Genomic DNA, 15,081 nt, shown 5'->3' on the forward strand with positions numbered 1-15,081 from the left:
CCTCATGCCGCACCCGCCGACAGTCCGGCCGGCCGGGCGCCGGGCTTGCCGCGGCCGACCGCGGCGACCTGATCGAGGTACCACTGCGGCTGACCGGCCGCCTTCGCCTGTCGCCAGACCTCCCGCACCTCCTCGGCGGTGGTGGCCGCGCGGGCGGCGGCCAGGAACAGCACGTCCGACCGCGCCGCCGGCGCGCCGGGAACACCGACTCGACTCACGTCTCGCACTCCAGTTCGATAGAGCGGCGGCCGGCGACCGTGCGCGCCGCAAGGTCGCGCAGCCGGTCGGCAAGGGTCACGGCCGAGCGCCAGGTCAGATCCACGGCGAGCAGGCCGTCGATGGCGGGTAGCGCCTTGACCAGGTCGGTGCGGCGCTGCTCCAACGTCCGCCGGATTCCGCCGCGTGCGTCCTCGCGAAAGGCGTCCAACGCGGCGGCGGCGTAGTCGCGTTCGTAGTCGCTCGCCCGCGGATCGGTCCGGGCCGAGCGGTGGCGGTCGGCGGCGCCGGCCAGCTCGCGCAGCAGGTCGCCGATGCCCTGCTCGTCGGCGACGAACGCCAGGGCGACCACGTCGAGCAGCCGCTCGGCCGCGTCGGTGGCGTCGAGCCGCACGGTGTGGCGGTCGGGGTGCAGGTGGGCGCGGATCATCGGACCCGCACATACAGACGCTGGCGGCCGTTGGCCTCCGGGATGCTTCGGGAGACCCGGGCGACGGTGAGAGTAGAGGAGGACCGGAGCGCGGCGAGGACGGCCTCGACGAGGTCGGGCTCGGCCGTGATCCGGATATCCCCGGCGCGGTCGCGGGTCATCGGGCACCCCGCGGGACGAGGCCGGTCGGACCGCTCGCGGGCCGGCCGGTTGGCACCACCTCGTGCATGGCCCGGATCGCCTGCAGGTGCTCGGGTCCGAATCGGACGTACTTGCCGTACTTCTGGTGGGGAATCCGCTTGATGTTCCGCCGCAGCCACGTCTCGGGAAGGTCCAGTTCCTCGGCGGCGCCGGCGTAGTCGAGCAGGGCCATACACCCTCCTTCACGTCCGTTCGTGCCACTTCCGTTCGCCTTCGTGACGCTACATGTCTGCATTCGCGAATGCGAATGCTTTTGGCACGTGTCTCGGGATAGGGGCTTCTGGCATATGTCGGGGAAGGGTGGCGTGTTCGCCACAAGATCTGGCCTGTACTGATGTAGTTATTGCCTGTTGTTGACTGTTAGCCTCGTTCGCGAACGCGACGGGAGTTGTCTAGACCCCCGCCGTCAGTACCTCGGGGCCGTCGTAGGGCGCCGGGGGAAGCGTGCGAAGGGAACCGGGGATGTCCAACGGCACAGCGAGCAGCGATGCCCTGACGCAGATGGTGCGCGCCGCGCTTGAGCAGCAGGGTTTGAGCTACCAGGCGGCTGCGGATCGGGCGATCGACCCGGAGGGCGGCGAAGCGATCAGCGCCTCGACGGTTCACAAGCTGGCCACGGGGAAGATGACGCGGGCGCCGGAGGCGCGAGTCCTGCGGGCCCTGGCTGCCGGGTTCGGGCTGCCGCTTCCCAAGGTTCAGCGGGCCGCGGCCGAGCAGTGGCTGCAGTACACGGGGAGCGAGATGTCCGGGCTTCCCGAGGACGTGCGGGTGATCCTCGGGCATCTTGAGGGCATGGAGCCGGCGGAGCTGTCACGGGCCCGCGCGGTGATCGAGGCACTCGGTACAAGGTTGAACGACTCTTCGTCGGATGCGTCCTAGTTAGACCCCATACACGCCCATTTGCAAGATCAGATCGTCCTGGCACGGACCGTTAACGCGGGCGTAAGGTCGAACAGGCTTTTGGGCAGGTGGCGCAGCGCCGGGGCTGGCCGTGTGCTGCCCGGACGAGGGGGATTCGTAGACACAGTCACCCACGAGCTGACGGAACTCGACGACGGGGTTCCGCTCATGCTGGTGGTCTTCTACAGCCGGATCGTGATCGTGGGAGACCCCCGGATCGTCTCGGCCGAACACCTGGCGCGGCACACCGCGGACATCCGGGCATGGATGGCTGGCGGGGTCGATGCCGACCGGGCGGCGGATGTGCTGGCCGGTCAGATCGAGAGCCTGATCAAGGGTGAGCCCCTCGCCCTGCCTGCTGCGTAAGTGCACGCGCCAGCGCCCCCGGACCGATCGGTCCGGGGGCGCTGTGCTGCCCGGGGGTCAGGCTGCCGCGGCGACATCCTCACGGCCGAGCAGGACATCGGCAGGGGGAGCGACCTGGGTCAGGGTGAACGCGTGGTCCACGGCGGCGATCACCTCGTCGTCGAGGATGTCGAGCAGGTGCCCGTACCGGTCCACGGTGGTCTGAATCGACTCGTGGCCCAACCGGGCCTGGATCGCGGGCAACGGCACCTTGGCGGCGATCATCCACGAGGCGTGCGTGTGGCGCAGGTCGTGAACGCGCGGGGTCTTGGTCAGCCCGTCTTCCTGCGCCTTCTCGATCGCTGGCAGCCACCGCTGACGCCGGAACGTCGCCGGCAGCCACGCGCCGCCCTCGGGTGCCGTGAACAGCAGCGCGTCCGCCGCCTTGCCCCGGGCGGCTCGCTGGACGATCGCGCTCAGGCGGGGCGTCAGCACGATGGTGCGCCGGGACTTCTTCGTCTTCGGCGGCCCCGTGTACCGCGAGCCGTCCTCGCCGAGCTTCCACGTCCGCTGGACCCGCAGCGCGGGCCGGCCGCCGCGGCGCACGATGTCCTGCTTCTGCAGGGCGGTCAACTCGCCCCACCGCAGGCCGGTCCCGGCCGCGAGCTCCACGATGTCGGCGGCGTCCGGCTTCAGGTGCCGGTGGACGATGGCGTACTCCCAGTGCTCCAGAAAGCACATCTCGTCGGCGTCGGTGTCGTCCGGCCGCGGCAACCGAGTCTCCACGCACGGGTTGGTGGCACGCTTGCCCTTCAGGACAGCGGACTTGAGGATGCCCGACAGCAACCCGTGGTTGTCCCGGACGGTCTTCGCCCGGTACTTGCGGCGCTTGCGCGCCTTCTCGGGCGGGTACGGCCCCCACCGACCCTCTTCGAGGTCGTTGACCCACAGCTTGATCGCGTCGCCGGTGATGGACAACTCCCCGTCGGCGACCGAGAAGTCGCGGAACCACGGGACCATGTTGCAGACGACCATCTGCCGGTACTTCGCCTTGCTGCCGCCCTGAACACCGGTCAGCAGGTCCACGTACTTGAGCGCGAACACCTCGAACATCGTCTCGGGGTCGATCTCGGGCTCGGGCTCGGCCGACTTCTGCTCGACGAACCCCTTGCCCTTGACCCACCCGGGCGGCCACTGCTCGCCGTACCCGTTCACCAGGTCGCGGAAGTCCTTGGCGCTGTCCATGTCGTCGAACTTCTCGGAGTCCTGCTTGCCTGTGCGGGCGCCGCCGTCACGCCAGGTGACCGTGTACGTGGTGCCGCCGTCTTTGCGTTCGCGAATGCGAATGGATGCCATGCGAGGAACCTACCCCGGTCCGTGCTGACACGGTGCTGTAATTTCACCTGGGAAAACACGAGGGGCTGACCTGTCTTCGCAGGTCAGCCCCTGTGTGGTGCTGGCGGAGGATACGAGATTCGAACTCGTGAGGGGTTGCCCCCAACACGTTTTCCCATGGTCCAACTGAAGACCGTGCAAAACCAGGCGCGAGGAGCAACCGGTGAGTGATCTTGAATTCTACGCGGACGTGCTGTCCACCGGCACGATCCTGGGTCTCGACTCGTCCTGCACCCCCGACCAGGTCACGATGGTGCTGGGCGCCGATTTCGGCGAGCAGCGTGCTCGCGGCGTGCTGCTGCGGGACTTCGGGCTGGTGGAATTCACCTGGGAGCGGACCGCCGCCGACATGCCTTGGTTCGGTCTTCGGTTCACCATCCAGGTCCACCGTCTGGAGACAGCCGGGTCCGCGGTGGTCAATCCCGTACTACAGCGCGCTTACGGGGCCTTCCCGGCAACGGCGGCGCCGTTCGGCCGAGTCCGTGCACTGCTGGAATCCGAGGGCTGGCCACTTCAGGAGATCCCCGCTACCGACCCGCAGTTGCGAGAGTTCTGGCAGCCCGACAGTCAGACCACCGTCCTGCTCGGCTCCTGTCCCGAGGTGGCGACCTTCAACCCCGATGAACTGCCGCTGTACCAGATCAGCGCCCCGCTCCCGCCCGGCCTCGCTGCTGTGCGCAGCGCGCCTCGTGCGCGCCGGGCCACCCGCGACCGCCTCAACTACCTTGTTCTGCTCTCCAACGAGGCCCGGCTCGACTGGCTGATACGCCGGCAGCCCGCCCAAGCCGAGGAACGCCCCAACTGGTGGCTGTACTACCTGCAGTCGATCGACGCCGGCATGGCTCAGGAGACCGGACCTTGGGACAGGTGGATCACCCTCAAGCTCTGGCTCATCGAGCAGAGTGAGAGTCAGGGCGTTTTTACTACTCTCGACACGGTGCAGAGGCGCGCCTGGTTCGTCGCAACGCTTCACAACCGATATGCGCCGCTGCCCGCTGGAGCCGGGATCCCCGATGCGGACACCTTGGTCCGAGAGTGCCTCACCGCGATCCCGGGAACCCACGACGACCTGGCACGGAGCGCTGACCTCCGCTCGCACTCCCGCCCGGAGCTGCTGCGCTCCCGCCGCGCAAACGGGCTCATCCGAGCAGCCGAGCAGCACCGCTCCCGCATCCGAGACCCGCACCTGGCTGCCGCCCTGGACCAGTGGTCCGCCCTCCGGCCGCTGCTCGTCTGAGTGCGGAGAGTGAACGCCGAAGGCCCCGGTCGGGTTCCCCGGTCGGGGCCTTTGAGCTGCCATGGCTGGCAGAGGTGCAGGATACGAGATTCGAACGCGTGAGGGTTGCCTCAAACACGCTTTCCAACTGTTCGTCCGGGGGTTCAGCTGAGTACGCCACCGTCCCGACCTGCGGAGAAGTGCCCAGACGAGGGCTGGCCGGACACTCGCGGACGGGGGTGAATGCAACTGGAACTGCGACTGGCCGACATCCCTGCCCGGGCCCCAATGTGTCGGGGCGATCAGAGCGAAACGGGCTACTTGCTGTAGTGGTAGCGGCAGGCGATGACGCACACCGTGTCGGCCTGCTCGTCGAGCACGTAGACCAGACGGTGTTCCTGGTCGATGCGGCGGGACCAGGCTCCGGCGAGTTCGTGGCGCAGGGGTTCGGGTTTGCCGATGCCCTCGTGGCCGTTGCGGCGGATGTCGTCGATCAGTTGGTTGATGCGTTTGAGGAGGCGGCGGTCGTTCGCCTGCCAGTACAGATAGTCGGTCCAGCCGCCGTCGGTGGACTGGATCTTCATGCGGACTGCTCGGTGGCGTCCTCGGGGTCGATCAGTTCGCGGTTCTGGGTGCGACCTTCCTGGTAGTCCCGAAGGGACTGACGCAGATGGTCGGCGTTGGCGGGGGAGCGCAAGAGGTAGTCGGTCTCGCGCAGCGACGCGTAATCGGCCAGGGAGACGACGACCAGCGGCTCATGGCCGGCCCGGGTGATGACGAGTTCCTCGGCGTCGTTCTCGACAGAGTCGAGCGCGGCCGCAAGACTGCTGCGGAGCTCAGTCGCACTCATCGTCTTCATAACGTACAGAATGGCGTACGCTCCCTGCCTGGGCTAGGGGGCGAGCCGCCTCGTGGCGTCGGGCCAGGGCTGGGGCTCGGGTGCGTCCTCGGCCATCATGTTCTCCTCCTCCCACCAGCCAGTGCCGTCGAGCCAGGAATTCAGCCACTGCGCGAGTGACGGCGAGTCGGTGAACCACGCCTCCGCCCAGTCTTCGGGGCCGGCGTTCGGTTCGAAGAGCAGGACCGGAGCATCGGGGTCCAGGCAGTCCACCGCGGCGTACATGCCGCAGCCCCAGTCCAGGATCGGCAGGACGCCGTGGGGCCAGTATTCGCAAGGGCCGTACTCGGCAACCGCTGTCCGGCTCTCGCCGACCAGGGGCAGCAGCAGGTACTCGGGACCAAAGCCGCCGTTGGCCACCTCCTGATACAGCCGGACCAGCAATCGCGGTAGTGGGAAGCCGAGTTCGCGCTCGGCTGCGGCGACCTCCCACTCGCCGACCCGAGCGGGGAGCTCGCCCCTCTCTTGGAGCGCGTGTTCGCGGACGCGAGCGACGATGTCCGAGGGGGCGCTCATGTCGACGACTCCTGCGCCGTGCTGATCGTCTGTGCCTGTCATGGCCTGGAACATAGCGATGGCCACTGACGGTGTGGCCTGTGGCTGCGGCGCCGTCGATTGAGACTGCAACTGAGATGAAAAGGCAGAGGGCCCGCGCCGCTGAAGCGGTGCGAGCCCTCTGACCTGCGGAGGGTACGAGATTCGAACGCGTGAGGGGTTGCCCCCAACACACGCTTTCCAATTCTGCACAGCGCTGTTCGCTGGGGTCCGCACACGTTCCGACCTGAGATGCAGAGGTCTCCTGGTCGTCCTCCGAACCTCGTTGGACCAGGATGAATGAGAGCAAAACTGAGACTCTTACGACCGCACGTCAACCGGTGGCGGGCACCGAGATCTTGTCGACGTCGGGGGCCCAACCGCCGTACTCGTTGCCGAAGGTGATCGTGTTGTAGCCCGCGTGCAGCGTCAGCTCCACGGTCGCCGTCTGGGTCGAGTTCCAGTTGCCGTTCCCGCGGAACGAGACCTTCTGCAGGTTCTCGCCGTTGGTCCAGATCGAGGCGTAGCGATCCCCGTCCCCGTTCACGTACTGGACGGTGACCGGGTAGGTGCCGGCGTTCTGGGCATAGACACCGTTGATGTAGAGCTTGTTCGTTCCCCCGATCCAGCTCACCTTCTCGCCGCCCGAGCAGACCGGGCAGGCCGAGAAGACCGCGCCGGAATTGTTGATCCAGCGGCCCGACACGATCGAGTGGGCAGGGTCCTCGGCTTCGTAACTCTGGGCGCCCGCAGTGGGGTTGATCAAGGCGGTGTACCAGGAGGCCGGCGCGCTGGGCGCGGTGACCCGGTACGCCGCGGTGCCGTGGGCCGGGACCTCGGTGGTGATGCCGGCGGCGCTGCTCTGGGCGACGGTGCCGGTGTACTGATCGGTCCAGGTTCCTGTGCCGGGGATGCCCACCGCGGCCAGGGAGGCGCTCAGGGTCTGCGCGCTGTCCGACCCGTTGTAGAGCGCGAGGGCGACGTCACCGTTGCTGAGAGGCTTCGCCAGGACCAGTGACCCCGAGGAGTTGATCAATCGACTCCCGCCGATGACCTTCGCCTGGAGGCCCAGGGTGTCCTGGTCGATCGCGATGAGCCGCGGGTTCTTCAGCAGCGCCAGCGAAGTCGCGTTCAGGCTGCTCGGGTTGGCGCTGGCGATCAGAGGCGAGGCCATCATCGCCCACATGGCGAAGTGGGTCTGCTCCTCGGTCGTGCTGAGCCCGCCGTTGCCGACCTCCAGCATGTCCGCATCATTGAACGAGCCCGGCTTGGCCCGCCAAGCCAGCGTGGCGTTCTCGGTGATGATGTTGGCGATGCCGTTGGGCCAGCTCTGGCCCCACCACTGGTTCCCGATGTCCTCGGTGCTGCGCGCCTGGTCGGAGACGTCGCCCCAGTCCCGAGTGACGCCCGCGCCCGTATTGCTGCCGCTGTTCGGGTTGATGCTGAAGACGATCGGTCGGCCGGTGGCTTCCAGCGCGTTGCGCATCTTGGCGAAGTCGGCGACCTGGGCGGACAGCGACGAGGCGCTCTCGCAGTAGTCGTACTTGAGGTAGTCGACGCCCCAGGACGCGAAGGTGTTGGCGTCGTTGACTTCGTGCCCGGCGCTACCGGCGTATCCGGCGCAGGTCTTGGCCCCTGGCGACTCGTAGAGGCCGAACTTGAAGCCCCGCGCGTGCAGGTAGTCGCCGAGGGCCTTCATGTCGGGGTAGTTGGAGTTGCCGGTCAGATTGCCGTTCGCGTCCCGGGCCATCCAGCAGTCGTCGACGTTGACGTACCGGTATCCGGCGTCCCGCATGCCGTTCGCGACCAGGCTGTCCGCGACCGACTCGATCAGCGACTGGGTCGCGCCGCACCCGTAGGTGTTCCAGGCGTTCCAACCCATGGGCGGAACCTGGAGCAGCGGCGTCGGGGCGGCCGCGACCGCGGATGGGACTGCGCCGAGCCCTGCCACCAGAACCCCCGCCGCCACAGCTGCCCGCCGCAGCCGCGAAGGCCGATTCGTCCTTACCGCCATTCGCTTTCCCCATCCCTGAAGCCGGCCCGCTGGACCTCCCAGACCGCTGGTGCGCCTGCCGCCGGGGCGGCAGCCAGCGACTGCCCCCGGCCCGCCGCCGGGTCGTGACTCACCGGCAGAAGCTCCACGGCGAAGAGGAAGTGAGATACCAGCAACTACCATAAGTGAACATTGCTCGCCATAATCCGACGATATCGAACACGGCGAGTGACATCGAACGGCTTCGTTCACCCCGTGTCAAGGCTTTGATCAAAAACGGGTGCCCCCGAGATCTCATCGCTACCTCCGGGGGCGCTCCGAACGGCCTTTCGAGGCTGACGAGAGACCGCGGGCGCCGATGGCCGTCGCCTGGTGGTCGACGTGGCTATCCGCGTGCGGCGCGACCATCTCACCCGCAACGTGGCCACGATCGCCAAGGCCCCGAAGCTTGAAGAGGAGGAGGCCCGAGCTGTTGGGCCGGGCGCCGTGCGGTGCCGCTGCCCGGGCAGCTCGTCCTGATCCTCCGCCGGCGCAAGGAGGCACAGGGCCGCGAGCGGGCCCTCGCGCGGGATCTCTGGTCGGACAAGGGCTACGTCTTCACCTCGGAGACCGGCGAAGCCGCTCAACCCCAGTGCCTACCTCCGCCACTGGAAACGGCTCCTGCGCGAGGTCCTCGGCTTGCCGGCCGCCCGGGTGCTCCGCCGCGACCTGTGGCGCTCGGCCCCCGCCCGCGCCAACGGTCGGCCCGGCTTCGTCGTTCACCAGCGCACGTCCGGCCTTCGCCTCCGCCGCCGCGTCGAACCCGTGCATCGCGAGGAAGAAATATAAAGGCGGTGTTACAGTTCAGTTGTGACGGAAGATCAGCACCCGCGCACCCTCGGGACCGCTCTGCGCCGACTCAGCGAACTCCTCGACGGCGAAGTGGAGCGCGCCTACGCCGCCGCCGGACTCGAGTTCCGCTCCGGGTACACCCCAGTGCTGCGGGCTCTGCGTGACGTGCCGTCACTTTCCGTGCGGGAGTTGGCCACTGCCACCGGAACGTCACACGCTGCGGCCAGCCAGAGCGTGCGGCGGATGCGCGGGGACGGGCTGGTGGAGTCGGCACCGGGGAGCGACGGGCGCGAGCGCCGGGTCCGCCTCACCGACACGGCCCGTCGTCTGCTGCCGGCCGTCGCGCAGCAGTACGCGCGGACCCAGCAGGCCGCCGAGGCGCTGGATGTGGAACTCGGCATCAGCCTCGCCGCGGTGGTCAACCGGGCGATCGGCATCATCGAGCGCCGCCCGTTCCTGCCCCCGGCCGCGGAACCCGCGCCGCCATCGACGACAGGACACCCTCATGCATGAGTCGATACTCCGGTTACTCGCACTGCTCGCGGACCGGATCGAGGAGCACTACGTCCACCCCGAGGTGGCCGCCACGATCGCCGCGCAGCTGCGCAACTGGCAACCCAGCGTTGCGGATCCGCCGGCACTCGTCGCGGAGGTGAAAGCCCTGCTGCGCGGCCATGACCGGCACCTGAGCCTGCGATGGCTCCCCGGCGCCGGCGACGAGGGCGCCGACAGGCCGGTGTCCCCGCTGGACGACCCCGAGTCGCGGCGCCGGATGAACCACGGGTTCCGGCAGGTCGGCATGCTGGACGGCGGCATCGCGCTGCTCGAGCTCTCGCTGGTCTGCGACACCGACGACCCCGCCGCGCTGGCGGCGGCGCAGGCGGCGCTGGCCGGCACCGCGAACGCCGATGCGGTGATCGTCGATCTGCGCCGGGTGCCCGGCGGGTGGCCCTCCGGCGGGACCCTGCTGCTGGGCCACTTCCTGCCCCCGCAGCCCACTCACCTGCTGACCCTGACCGCGCGCTACCAGGAGCCGGAGCAGTGCTGGACGCCGGCGGACAACCCGCTGGGCCACCGCCCCGACATCCCGCTGTTCCTGCTCATCGGCCCGGACACCGCCTCGGCGGGCGAGGCGTTCGCATACGCGGCCCAGAGCCTCGGGCGCGGCGTGGTCATCGGCCAGCCGAGCGCCGGTGCGGCGAACCCCGGGGACTTCTTCGCGCTGACCGACGGCTTCTCCGCGTTCATCCCGACCATGGCGCCGGTCGACCCGCGCACCGGGACCAACTGGGAGGGCAGCGGGGTCCGGCCGGACGTCACCACGGCGCCGGAACAGGCCCTGACGACGGCTCAGCAGCTGGCCCGGCGCATGCTGGGGGCGCGATGACGGCGCGAGCGCGGGTGCGCTCGATCCACCGCTATCCGGTGAAGTCGATGCTCGGCGAGGAACTGGCTGAAGGCGACTTCACTGCCAGCGGACTGGCCGGTGACCGCGCCTTCGCGGTGCTCGGTGTGGACGGCGCGGTGGGCAGCGCCAAGCACCCGCGCAAGTGGGGCAGACTGCTGTCCTGCCGGGCCGAGTCGACCGCGACCGGTGCGGCCCGGGTCGTCCTGCCGGGCGGCGCCGTGCTGGCCGCCGGAGCGCCGGAGCTGGACCAGGACCTGTCGGTCCTGCTCGGCCGCCCCGTCGTACTCAGCGACAAGCCTCCGGAGCAGGGCCTGCTGGAGCGCCAGGTGCCGGACTACGACGGCGGCTTGCCCGAGGCGCTGGCCCCGTCGGCCGTCACCGACCCCACCGGTGCCTCGATCACCAGCGGCCGCACTGCCGCCGGCACCTTCTTCGACTTCGGCGCGGTCCACCTGGTCACCACCGGCACCCTCGACCGACTGCGTCGCCGCCATCCGGCGGGCGACCTCGACCCGCGCCGGTTCCGCCCCAACCTTGTGATCGACACCGGTAACACCCCCGGTTACCCCGAGGACGCCTGGCCGGGAGCCCGGCTGCGCATCGGCGGGGCCTTGTTCCAAGTCCAGGTGCCGACCCCGCGCTGCGTCGTACCCACCCTGGCCCACGGCGACCTTCCCCCTGATCCGACCCTGATGCGCACCGTCGCCCGTGAGCACCGGGTCCCGGTGCTCACCCTGGGCAAGCTGACCTGCGTCGGCCTCTACCTCACCGTCCTGGAGCCCGGCACAGTGCGCACCGGCGACCCGGTCACGACGGCACCCCGCTGACCGGGTCCAGCAGATGCGCACACAGGGTTCACACCCGTCCTGACCTGCGACGGAGCGAACCGCTGGACGGCAGCTGAACCCGGCTGGACCGGGGTGAATGAGTTCGGTGATTCGGCTCGGGCTTCCGGGGTTGGGCGTTCGCGGTCAGCGGGACCGGGGGGCGAGTTCGAGGGCGGCGAGCCAGCGGTCGAGCGCGTCGACGGCGTTCTCGTCGACGGCGGCGCTGATCCACGCCTGCGCCCGTTCCCAGGCGGGCTGGGCGTCCGCCAGTGCCTGATGGCCGGCGTCGGTCACGACGACACGGGTCGTTCGCCCGGTCGCCGATGTCTCTGCGGCGCGGACGTAGCCGAGCTGGGCGAGCAGGTCGAGGTTGCGGCTGATCGTGGAGCGCTCGATGCCGAGCCAGCCGGCGATCTCCGACGGGCGAACGGGCTCGCCGGAGGCGGTCATCTCGGAGAGCACCTCGACCTGCGGCAGGGTGAGCCCCGACTCCCGCAATTCCGCCTCGAAGCGCCGCGAGACGAGCCGGTGCAGTCGCGCGATGCGCCTGCCGAGACACCGGTCCGCCATCCACAGGGCTTGCCGCTGCGGCCCTTCCGACTCCTGATGTTGCATATGCACCTCCTCCTATGTAGCGTAGCCGACGCCATCAATGTTGCAGATACACCACATGGAGGAATCGTGTCGGACTTCGACGAGTTCTTGAAGCGCAACCAGGTTTTCGCGGCGAACGTCGACCTCGCCCGGTTGGCGATGCCCGCATCGATGCCGGAGCGGCTCCCGCTGGTGCTGACCTGCGCCGATCCGCGCGTCGAGCCCGCAGGCTTCCTCGGGATCGGAACAGGGGACGCGGGAGTGCTGCGGAACACGGGCGGACGGGTGGACGGCCGCGTGATCGAGGACATCGCGTATCTGGCGGTGCGGCTCGGAGTCAGGATGGACGTCGCGATCGTGCATCACACGCAGTGCGGCACCGGTCTGCTCGCCGACCCGGCGTTCCGCAGCGCGTTCGCGGACCGCACCGGAGGCGACGACGCCGTGCTCGCCGAGCGCGCGGTGGCGGACCCGGTCGCCACCGCGCGGCACGACGTCGAGAAGCTCCTCGCCGACCCGCTGATGACGAGCGAGGTCCTCGCGTCGGTGTCGGGGCACGTGCTGCGACTGGAGACCGGGCTCGTCGAGACCGTCGTCGAACACGTCGTCGAGACCGTCGCTCCGGCCGGCAGGTAGCCCGGCGGGGGACGGGCGTCGACGGGTCAGTCGAGGATCGTCGCCGCCTGCCAGGCGCCGGGGCGCAGGCCCGTCGCGTTCTGGAAGAAGAGCGAGAAGTTCGATGGGTCCGGGAACCCGAGCTCGCTCGCACACCGCGCCGCGGTGATGCGTTCGTGGGCGAGTAGGCGTTTCGCCTCGAGCACGATCCGTTCCACGATGTACGCCTTCGCGGTACGTCCGGTGACCTGCTGCACCGCCCGGGTCAGGGTGCGCGGGGCGAACCCGAGCCTCGCTGCGTAGTGGCCGACGTCGTGGTGGGTCCGGAAGTGCGCCTCGACGCTCGCGCGGAACAGCTGGAACGTCGGGTTCGCCGAGCGCGCCTGGGAATGCGGGGGCTCGACGCGGGTGATCAGCGCGGACAGCAGGATCGCGGGCAGCTCCGTCGACGGGTCCTCGGCCAGGGCGCGCGCCTCGAGGACGAGATGCCTGCGCGCCGCGTCGACGAACGGCCAGGACTCGGCGGGCACCGGCCACCGGGCGACGAGATCGGGAGAGGCAACCAGCTCCCGCGTGCGGTGCGTCACCGGCGCGGTCGGGACGAAGAGCACCAGGTGTCCCGCGACGTCGGCGATGTCGTCCCAGCGGTGCACCGCGCCGGGCGAGACCCACACCGCGGTCCGCGCCGAGAGCGGGTGGCAGACGAAGTCGACCGTGACCGTGCCCTCCCCTTCGTCGACGAGAGCGAGCACGTGGAAGTCGGCTCGTTGCGTGCCACTGTCGTTGATCTCCCGCAGCCGTTCGAACGTCATCACCTCGACCGAGGAGGCCCCGCTGTCGACGGGCTGATAGGTCATATGCCGGATCGTTGCCACGAGTCCAGTTTCCACCATCGGCCGTCCAGTCCTGACGATGTCTCGTTCGGCGGACGGCGGTCCAATGGTGACAAGGAAAAACCAGTCGCAAAGCGAGACCGAAGGATCCGAGATGACCAGCACGCAGCAGCTTGCACTGCCCGCATACGACCATCGCAGGGGTACGGGCCCGACCCTGGTCTTCCTGCACTACTGGGGTGGGTCCGCCCGCACCTGGGACGTGGTCGTGGACCGTCTGCCGGGCCGTGACACGCTCGCGGTCGACTTCCGCGGGTGGAGCCGTTCGAACACGCTCCCCGGGCCCTACACGCTCCGCCAGCTCGCCGACGACACCGTCGCTGTCCTCGCCGCCGCCGGAATCGACGACTACGTGCTGGTCGGACACTCCATGGGCGGCAAGGTCGCGCAGCTCGTCGCCGCGACGCGCCCCGCCCGTCTGCGGGGGATCGTCCTCGTCGGATCCGGACCGGCCAGGCCGCCGGCGGAAATCACCGCCGAGTACCGCGAGTTCCTCTCCCATGCCTACGACACCGAAGAGTCCGTTGCCGGCGCCAGGGACACCGTCCTGACCGCCGGCGACCTGCCGGCCCGGGTCAAGGCACAGATCATCGCGGACTCCCGGGCCGGCGCCGACGCCGCCCGCACAGAATGGCCGCTGCGCGGAATCGCCGAGGACATCACCGAACACGCCCGCATGATCAGCGTCCCGGCCCTCGTCATCGCCGGCGAGCACGACCGCGTCGAACCCGTCGACGTGCTGCGCCGCAACCTCGTCCCCTACCTCTCCGGAGCGCAGTTCGTGGTGATCGCGAACACCGGGCACCTCATCCCGCTCGAAGCCCCCGACGAACTCGTCGACGCGATCACCACGTTCGCACCGGCCACCTGACCGGCGATCAGCCCCAAAACGGTTCCGCACCAAAGAGGTTGCGCGCCGCGCAGCCGCCACCGTTCCATCCGACGCGAAAGGCACAACCATGACCGAGACGACCGACCCGACCATGACCGAGACGACCGACCCGACCAGGACCGAGACGACCGACCCGACCAGGACCGAGACGACCGACCCAACCAGGACCGACGCCAAGCCCACCTTCGTCCTCGTCCACGGCGCGTTCGCGGACGCGTCCGGCTACCACGGACTGATCTCCGGCCTCGAAGCCGACGGCTTCACCGTGGTCGCCCCGCCGAACCCGCTGCGCGCTCTCGCCTCCGACGCGGCGTCGATCCGCACCCGCGTCGCGGCCATCGACGGCCCCGTCGTGCTCGTCGGCCACTCCTACGCCGGCGCCGTCATCAGCCACGCCGTCGACGGCCTCGACAACGTGATCGGGCTGGTCTACCTGGCCGCTTTCGCCCTCGAAGTCGGCGAGAGCTGCCTCAGCGCACAGGACGGGTACACGCCGTCGCTGCTCGCCACCGAGAACGCGCCGACCCCTTACGACGCTCCCGGCGCCCCGGGCGGCCCCGACCTCTACATCAACCCCGGCCGGTTCCGCGAGGTGTTCTGCGGCGACTCCTCCGACGAGCTGGCCCGCACGATGTACGCGACGCAGCGGCCGCTGTCCGCATTCGCCTTCACCGAGGCCGCCACCGTCCGGGGATGGGACCGGAAGCCGACCTGGTATCTCGTCTCCAACGACGACAACTCCATCCCGCCGCAGCTGCAGCGGGACATGGCCGCCCGGATGAACGCGCACACCGAGGACATCGACGCCTCCCACACGGCCTTCGTCGCACATCCCAAGCGCGTCGCCGACTTCGTCGAGCGCGCCGCCAAGGACTTCGCAGAGCGCGACTGAC

Annotated in this window: 20 protein-coding genes; 9 read left to right on the forward strand and 11 right to left on the reverse strand. The window is 69.4% G+C overall.

Translation table 11 applies throughout. The features are described 5' to 3' along the window. Nucleotides 1-2: 2 nt before the first annotated feature. From BS80_RS22025 to BS80_RS22035, 4 genes are read right to left on the reverse strand one after another with little or no spacing between them, the layout of a single operon-like run. Nucleotides 3-218: a hypothetical protein gene (locus BS80_RS22025; RefSeq protein WP_035799893.1), complete on the reverse strand. Its 216-nt coding sequence runs from the start codon at nt 216-218 to the stop codon at nt 3-5. Continuing rightward, the gene (locus tag BS80_RS22030; RefSeq protein WP_035799894.1) at nt 215-646 is read right to left on the reverse strand and encodes a hypothetical protein; all 432 of its coding nucleotides are present in this window, start codon (nt 644-646) and stop codon (nt 215-217) included. The genes BS80_RS22025 and BS80_RS22030 overlap by 4 nt, the downstream gene beginning before the upstream one ends. Next, nucleotides 643-807 carry a hypothetical protein gene (locus BS80_RS40975; RefSeq protein ID WP_157536460.1) on the reverse strand — a complete coding sequence of 55 codons (165 nt, stop codon included), beginning with the start codon at nt 805-807 and terminating at the stop codon, nt 643-645. Before BS80_RS40975 ends, BS80_RS22030 begins: the two co-directional genes overlap by 4 nt. Next, nucleotides 804-1,019, reverse strand: coding sequence for a hypothetical protein (locus BS80_RS22035; RefSeq protein ID WP_051966898.1), 216 nt, complete (start codon nt 1,017-1,019; stop codon nt 804-806). Before BS80_RS22035 ends, BS80_RS40975 begins: the two co-directional genes overlap by 4 nt. Nucleotides 1,020-1,309: 290 nt before the next feature. On the opposite strand from BS80_RS22035, the gene BS80_RS37950 reads away from it, so the two are divergent. Both BS80_RS37950 and BS80_RS22045 read left to right on the forward strand, forming a co-directional pair. Further along, the gene (locus BS80_RS37950) at nt 1,310-1,726 is read left to right on the forward strand and encodes a helix-turn-helix domain-containing protein (RefSeq protein WP_051966899.1); all 417 of its coding nucleotides are present in this window, start codon (nt 1,310-1,312) and stop codon (nt 1,724-1,726) included. Nucleotides 1,727-1,915: 189 nt separating this feature from the next. After that, on the forward strand, nt 1,916-2,113 hold the full coding sequence (locus tag BS80_RS22045) for a hypothetical protein (RefSeq protein ID WP_035799896.1): 198 nt from the start codon (nt 1,916-1,918) through the stop codon (nt 2,111-2,113). Between the two features lie 57 nt (nt 2,114-2,170). On the opposite strand, the gene BS80_RS22050 is transcribed toward BS80_RS22045, so the two are convergent. After that, entirely contained in the window at nt 2,171-3,448 is a 1,278-nt protein-coding gene (locus BS80_RS22050) for a tyrosine-type recombinase/integrase (RefSeq protein ID WP_051966900.1), read from the reverse strand. 229 nt (nt 3,449-3,677) lie between these two features. Between BS80_RS22050 and BS80_RS37955 the strand changes: the two genes are divergently transcribed. Beyond that, nucleotides 3,678-4,724 (forward strand): hypothetical protein, encoded by a 1,047-nt coding sequence (locus tag BS80_RS37955; protein WP_157536462.1) that lies wholly within the window; start codon nt 3,678-3,680, stop codon nt 4,722-4,724. Nucleotides 4,725-5,020: 296 nt separating this feature from the next. Here the strand turns inward: BS80_RS37955 and BS80_RS22060 are convergent, their stop codons facing one another. The 4 genes from BS80_RS22060 to BS80_RS22075 form a co-directional block, all read right to left on the reverse strand. Beyond that, a complete protein-coding gene (locus tag BS80_RS22060; protein WP_035799899.1) occupies nt 5,021-5,287 on the reverse strand; it encodes a Txe/YoeB family addiction module toxin in 267 nt (88 codons plus the stop codon). Continuing rightward, nucleotides 5,284-5,553: a type II toxin-antitoxin system Phd/YefM family antitoxin gene (locus BS80_RS22065; RefSeq protein ID WP_232246566.1), complete on the reverse strand. Its 270-nt coding sequence runs from the start codon at nt 5,551-5,553 to the stop codon at nt 5,284-5,286. The genes BS80_RS22060 and BS80_RS22065 overlap by 4 nt, the downstream gene beginning before the upstream one ends. A gap of 42 nt (nt 5,554-5,595) precedes the next feature. Then, the gene (locus tag BS80_RS22070; RefSeq protein ID WP_232246567.1) at nt 5,596-6,159 is read right to left on the reverse strand and encodes an SMI1/KNR4 family protein; all 564 of its coding nucleotides are present in this window, start codon (nt 6,157-6,159) and stop codon (nt 5,596-5,598) included. Between the two features lie 310 nt (nt 6,160-6,469). Continuing rightward, nucleotides 6,470-8,017, reverse strand: coding sequence for an alpha-galactosidase D (locus BS80_RS22075; RefSeq protein WP_051966902.1), 1,548 nt, complete (start codon nt 8,015-8,017; stop codon nt 6,470-6,472). A 960-nt stretch (nt 8,018-8,977) separates the two neighbouring features. Here BS80_RS22075 and BS80_RS22080 point away from each other — a divergent pair. Genes BS80_RS22080 through BS80_RS22090 form a run of 3 tightly spaced genes read left to right on the forward strand, consistent with a single transcriptional unit; the run spans nt 8,978 to nt 11,194 of the window. Continuing rightward, nucleotides 8,978-9,472: a MarR family winged helix-turn-helix transcriptional regulator gene (locus tag BS80_RS22080; protein ID WP_051966903.1), complete on the forward strand. Its 495-nt coding sequence runs from the start codon at nt 8,978-8,980 to the stop codon at nt 9,470-9,472. After that, entirely contained in the window at nt 9,465-10,346 is an 882-nt protein-coding gene (locus BS80_RS22085; protein WP_035799902.1) for a S41 family peptidase, read from the forward strand. The genes BS80_RS22080 and BS80_RS22085 overlap by 8 nt, the downstream gene beginning before the upstream one ends. Then, nucleotides 10,343-11,194: an MOSC domain-containing protein gene (locus BS80_RS22090; RefSeq protein ID WP_035799904.1), complete on the forward strand. Its 852-nt coding sequence runs from the start codon at nt 10,343-10,345 to the stop codon at nt 11,192-11,194. Before BS80_RS22085 ends, BS80_RS22090 begins: the two co-directional genes overlap by 4 nt. Nucleotides 11,195-11,338: 144 nt before the next feature. On the opposite strand, the gene BS80_RS22095 is transcribed toward BS80_RS22090, so the two are convergent. Continuing rightward, nucleotides 11,339-11,809 carry a MarR family winged helix-turn-helix transcriptional regulator gene (locus BS80_RS22095; protein ID WP_083975047.1) on the reverse strand — a complete coding sequence of 157 codons (471 nt, stop codon included), beginning with the start codon at nt 11,807-11,809 and terminating at the stop codon, nt 11,339-11,341. A gap of 66 nt (nt 11,810-11,875) precedes the next feature. Between BS80_RS22095 and BS80_RS22100 the strand changes: the two genes are divergently transcribed. Then, complete coding sequence (locus tag BS80_RS22100) at nt 11,876-12,424, forward strand: carbonic anhydrase (protein ID WP_035799907.1); 549 nt, start codon at nt 11,876-11,878, stop codon at nt 12,422-12,424. Nucleotides 12,425-12,450: 26 nt separating this feature from the next. Here the strand turns inward: BS80_RS22100 and BS80_RS22105 are convergent, their stop codons facing one another. Further along, nucleotides 12,451-13,260 carry a helix-turn-helix domain-containing protein gene (locus BS80_RS22105; RefSeq protein WP_232246568.1) on the reverse strand — a complete coding sequence of 270 codons (810 nt, stop codon included), beginning with the start codon at nt 13,258-13,260 and terminating at the stop codon, nt 12,451-12,453. A 130-nt stretch (nt 13,261-13,390) separates the two neighbouring features. Between BS80_RS22105 and BS80_RS22110 the strand changes: the two genes are divergently transcribed. Together BS80_RS22110 and BS80_RS22115 are read left to right on the forward strand one after the other, a co-directional pair. After that, nucleotides 13,391-14,167 carry an alpha/beta fold hydrolase gene (locus BS80_RS22110; protein WP_035799911.1) on the forward strand — a complete coding sequence of 259 codons (777 nt, stop codon included), beginning with the start codon at nt 13,391-13,393 and terminating at the stop codon, nt 14,165-14,167. An 88-nt stretch (nt 14,168-14,255) separates the two neighbouring features. Further along, a complete protein-coding gene (locus tag BS80_RS22115) occupies nt 14,256-15,080 on the forward strand; it encodes an alpha/beta fold hydrolase (RefSeq protein ID WP_051966904.1) in 825 nt (274 codons plus the stop codon). Nucleotide 15,081: the final 1 nt, after the last annotated feature.

Origin of the sequence: Kitasatospora mediocidica KCTC 9733 (assembly GCF_000744225.1) — a bacterium.
In the GTDB taxonomy this organism is placed as follows: Bacteria; Actinomycetota; Actinomycetes; order Streptomycetales; family Streptomycetaceae; genus Kitasatospora; species Kitasatospora mediocidica.